This is a genomic window from Christiangramia aquimixticola, from assembly GCF_048285835.1.
Taxonomy (GTDB): Bacteria; Bacteroidota; Bacteroidia; order Flavobacteriales; family Flavobacteriaceae; genus Christiangramia; species Christiangramia aquimixticola.
Window position 1 is genome coordinate 1 of sequence record NZ_JBLVTL010000178.1, and the last position, 311, is coordinate 311.

The 311-nt window shown below is 41.2% G+C and carries 1 pseudogene; it reads right to left on the minus strand.

Annotation, left to right across the window (positions count from 1 at the left end):
- Positions 1-311 (minus strand): annotated as a pseudogene (locus ACNKXV_RS14020) (hypothetical protein); the annotation flags it as partial.

A 311-nucleotide genomic window follows, 5' to 3' on the forward strand; every position in this document is an offset into this window, starting at 1 on the left:
GTTTCGCTAGCATGTGCCAAGGTAATTCCACCAATGGTGTTCATGTCTGTTTCCAAAGCGATGTAGCCCCAAATAGCATCCCAAAGTCCAGCTCCATAAAGAGGAAAAATATAAGATTCCACAGCCTCTGGGTTACCTTCAGCATGGAACATAAACACAGGATATTGTCTTTGATCAGCCGGTCTTTTGTAATCTTTGGCAATCTCAACTTTTTCAGCCTCGATTCCAGAAATTTCCTTGCCACTTAAATCAACAACAGTAGCTGAAATTCTATTTGCATAGAAATCATTAACCTGCTGAGGTGTCATTGC